Annotated in this window: 5 protein-coding genes and 2 pseudogenes; 1 reads left to right on the top strand and 6 read right to left on the bottom strand. The window is 33.0% G+C overall.

All coding sequences use genetic code 11. From position 1 onward, the window contains the following. Positions 1-198: 198 nt before the first annotated feature. Positions 199-378: a YozD family protein gene (locus AC1DJR_RS26830; protein ID WP_002012644.1), complete on the bottom strand. Its 180-nt coding sequence runs from the start codon at positions 376-378 to the stop codon at positions 199-201. Positions 379-527: 149 nt separating this feature from the next. On the opposite strand from AC1DJR_RS26830, the gene AC1DJR_RS26825 reads away from it, so the two are divergent. Beyond that, positions 528-683, top strand: coding sequence for a DUF3930 family protein (locus AC1DJR_RS26825; protein ID WP_002018281.1), 156 nt, complete (start codon positions 528-530; stop codon positions 681-683). A 4-nt stretch (positions 684-687) separates the two neighbouring features. Here the strand turns inward: AC1DJR_RS26825 and AC1DJR_RS26820 are convergent, their stop codons facing one another. The 5 genes and pseudogenes from AC1DJR_RS26820 to AC1DJR_RS26800 form a co-directional block, all read right to left on the bottom strand. Further along, on the bottom strand, positions 688-1,350 hold the full coding sequence (locus AC1DJR_RS26820; RefSeq protein ID WP_044441863.1) for a hypothetical protein: 663 nt from the start codon (positions 1,348-1,350) through the stop codon (positions 688-690). A 273-nt stretch (positions 1,351-1,623) separates the two neighbouring features. Beyond that, positions 1,624-1,839 (bottom strand): YozE family protein, encoded by a 216-nt coding sequence (locus AC1DJR_RS26815; RefSeq protein WP_002085796.1) that lies wholly within the window; start codon positions 1,837-1,839, stop codon positions 1,624-1,626. Positions 1,840-1,911: 72 nt separating this feature from the next. Continuing rightward, positions 1,912-2,064, bottom strand: a pseudogene (locus AC1DJR_RS26810) (YokU family protein); the annotation flags it as partial. After that, positions 2,063-3,319: pseudogene (kamA, locus tag AC1DJR_RS26805) on the bottom strand (lysine 2,3-aminomutase); the annotation flags it as partial. The pseudogenes AC1DJR_RS26810 and kamA, both read right to left, overlap by 2 nt. A gap of 210 nt (positions 3,320-3,529) precedes the next feature. Beyond that, the coding region (locus tag AC1DJR_RS26800) for an AAA-type ATPase lid domain-containing protein (RefSeq protein ID WP_477003938.1) at positions 3,530-4,073 on the bottom strand (544 nt) is incomplete at its 5' end.

The following is a 4,073-nucleotide window of genomic DNA, read 5'->3' as shown; positions in this document are numbered from 1 at the left end:
ATGAGCGCCCTCTATGACGATAATCACTACTTGAATACGAACGATGTTTTTTCTTTCCTAATAAAGAATCAATAATTTTTTTGAACATCCCTTCACCTCTTGTATAAAATTTTCTTTTAATTATACCAACAATTCTTGTCTATATTTGTGACAAGTTTGTAAAGAGTAAAAAACGACGAGTTAAGCCCGCCGTTACTTTCAATCTTCCTCTTCATCAAAAACTTCATCAATCATGCATTTCTCTAATAAATACTCAAATGTAATATCTGCCAGGTCCTCAATTTCTTCTCTTTTTGGAACGTACCCTCTTTCAATTAGTCGCTCATAAAAAAACTCCGCAATCTCTTCCGTGTCAATTACGACTTCAATTTCCTTCATGAGCATCACTCCTTTATTTCTGTTTTATGAAAAAATCTCAAAATTATGTATATGAGATTAGAAAAATAGTTTTTCTTTTTTTATAAGTCATATCATGTAGGTAAAGGGCATACGATGTTAGTACAAGCTATCCAAAGGGGGAAATAATAATGGAATACCAATACGAAGTAGAGCAAACAAAAGAAGAGTTCATGCATGAAGATCAATGGGCAGACTCTCTTATTAAATGGCTTTTTATTTTTTTAATAATTGTAGGCATACCTTATACTGCATATGTTGTTGTTCAATTTATTCTCTCTTTCTAGTTAACTATTTTTTCTCTGTCAATTTAACTAAATAATTTTGAACAACATCCATAACAATTTTATATTCTTCATCTTTAAATGTATCGAATAATAAATGATAATCATTATAAATATCTAATAACCCATCAATAATTTCTTGGCGATTCGTCTTTACACTTACTTTTTTTGAATTGTTAATTGACTGCAATTTTCCTAAATCTAATTTATTCATACCAGCTTTATCTTGTTTCATTTTCTTCAAAATTGCATTTGCCGTTTGTGCATTGGCAAGTAATGTTAAATCTGATTCATCAGCTTCTAACCATTCACCATCAGTAATTCGTGACAATTCATATATAGTATCTTCCCATGCATCATTTTTATATCTCCATACTTCTGTACGAAAACCAACAATACGAAAAACATCTTTATCATATCCAGTTACTTGCACGAGATCACCAAACGTAAAGTTATAATTTAATTCAATCCACTCTGTGTCGCCCTTTTTCATTTCTTGCTCTGTAACATGCTGCAAAGTTTGTTCTACATAAAATCCATCGTGATTATTTACTTCGTATACGTAAACTCCATCTAAAACTTTCATATTTGTAACTTTCCCAACGGTTCCATATAGCGTAATCACGACTATGTCCCCTACGTTATATTTAGGTTGTTTTTTCCTTGCCATCAATATCTCTCCTTTTTTAAACGTCGTGATTTTGATAACAGTATATGCAACCTACATAAAAACGCTTATCACAGAAGCTTATATTCATAAATTTTTTCAATAAAAAAGTAGAATTTGTATATAACTTAAAAAAGCTAGTATTTAAACTAGCTTTCACTTTTCATTTATKTTCTAACAGCAAGACGTATTGTAAATAAAAAAGCATAATGAATACTTCACTTCTTTCAAGGTAATGTATTCATTATGCTTTCATTTTCCTAAAACTTCATATCGTTATCTCTCTTGTATATATAAATCCCATGCATCATCAAATATAGACATACTTTCTAGCATTCCACTTAACTCTAAGTATGAACTAATTACATCATAGTCTTCAGATTGCTTCGGAAAACTTAAATCATCATACATCGCCTCTGCTAAATCTGATATTTCATTTTTAAATAAAGCTGCACGGTGCTTCATCATATAATGGTAAAATGTCTTTTTCAAAAATATTCCCTACCTTTCTAACTTGGGTACATTATACAAGGCAAAAAAGAAAAAAACCAGCATAAAAGCTGGTTAGAAGTCGAAATAATTCCTTTTTAATAAACGTGGTCTTCCCATCAACTCTTCGTATGTTAGTTGTTTTGGCAAATCTTTCGTATAAATTAAAAACAACTGATCTTCAATTTCTTTTACAGTATGGTCTGCTTGATAGTCCATTCCACATGTCTGGAACAAGATTAAATTTCTTATCACTCATCAATCCTGCAACGCCGATATCAGAACGTTTCTCTTCATAAGTCGGATAAATTTCTTTAAAGTAGCCTTCTGCTCTTCCTGGGATATAGTTTTCTGGTTCTGGATACGTTGTAATAACCCCTTCAAAGTTACGAAGAACAACTTTATCCGCACTTTGTGAAATTAAATAGTTTGGCTGAAGCGCAATTTTTCCGCCTCCACCCGGTGCATCGACAACGAAAGTTGGTACTGCATAACCAGACGTATGTCCACGTAAGCCTTCAATAATTTCAAGACCTTTCGAAACTGGTGCACGGAAATGGCCGATACCTTCTGATAAATCACATTGATAAATGTAATATGGACGAACACGAATTTTCACTAAATCATGCATAAGTTTTTTCATAATTGGAACGCTGTCATTAATTCCAGCTAAAATTACAGCTTGGTTTCCAATTGGAACACCTGCATTTGCAAGCATTTCACATGCTAGTTTCGATTCTTCTGTAATCTCAATAGAAGTGTTAAAATGCGTATTTAACCATACTGGATGGTATTTTTTAATTATGTTACACAGGTTTTCTGTAATACGCTGTGGGAATACAACTGGTGCTCTCGTTCCGATACGAATAATCTCAACATGCGGGATTGCTCGTAAATTCTTTAATACATATTCTAAAATTTTATCATTAATTAGAAGTCCATCACCGCCAGAAATTAAAACGTCACGTACTTGTGGTGTTTCACTAATATAAGCAATCGCATCATCTAATTGCTTTTTCGGTACGCCCATTCCAATTTGTCCACTAAAACGACGACGTGTACAGTAACGACAATACATAGAACATTGATTCGTTACTAAAAATAGTACACGGTCTGGATAACGATGAGTTAATCCTGGGACTGGTGAATCTTCATCTTCATGAAGAGGATCTTCTAAATCATATTTTGTTTTATATAACTCTTCCGAAATCGGTACTGATTGCATCCGAATCGGACAGCGTGGGTCATCAGGATTCATTAGCCAAGCATAGTACGGTGTAATGTTTAACGGGATCGTTTTCGTTGAAATTTTAACGCCTTCTTCTTCGTCAGGTGTTAAGTTAATTACTTTCTTTAAATCATCTAAAGTTTTGATCGTATTCGTTAATTGCCAAACCCAATCATTCCATTGTTCTTCTGTAACATCTTTCCATAATTCAATATCCTTCCAGTGACGATTTGGTTTGTATACATCATGTAACATTGCTATTCCCCCTTTTTATACGCTCATCCTTTATATAAGCAATAATTATGCCAACTTCATATTCTTGATAAGTAAATGTGAGAAATACCCTATTATATAAGAGAATAAATATTTTTAAGTGCTGTACTAAAACGATATTTACTATCATATTCATTACTTGTTATATATGTAAACGCTCTTTTATTGGTGCAAACACACAAAAACCGCCGATTATTCGGCGGTTTTGTCGTACTTGCTCAGTTTATATTGAAGCGTTTGACGCGGAATACCTAACATTTTTGCTGCTTGCAAAATATTCCCTTCMGTTTCAATTAACGCTTGATCTATTAATTCCTTTTCCATTTGATGAAGAGCTTCCCTAAGCGGTAATATACTTTTCTTCTTCGGAAGTTTCTCTTTCCGAAATGTTCGTGGCAAGCAATTTGCTGTTAACGAATTCCCTTCTGTAATAATGACAGCATGTTCAATCGTATGCTTTAACTCACGAACATTTCCAGGCCATTGATAAGCTTGTAATCTTTCTTTCGCTTCCTTATCAATTTGAAGTACACCTTTTTTATAACTTTTATTATATTCTTTCAAAAAGTAAGACGCTAATAACAGTACATCCTCAGTTCTTTCGCGAAGCGGCGGGATATATAATGAAAACACATTTAATCGATAGTATAAATCAGTGCGAATTTTATTTTCTCTTAAACATACTTCTGGAGGCTGATTCATTGCAGTAATAACGCGAACATCTACTTTTCTCGTC

The organism is Bacillus sp. 05T31 (assembly GCF_056396725.1).
The sequence above is the reverse complement of the archived record's forward strand: the minus strand, read 5'-3'. Positions and strand labels throughout refer to the sequence as shown.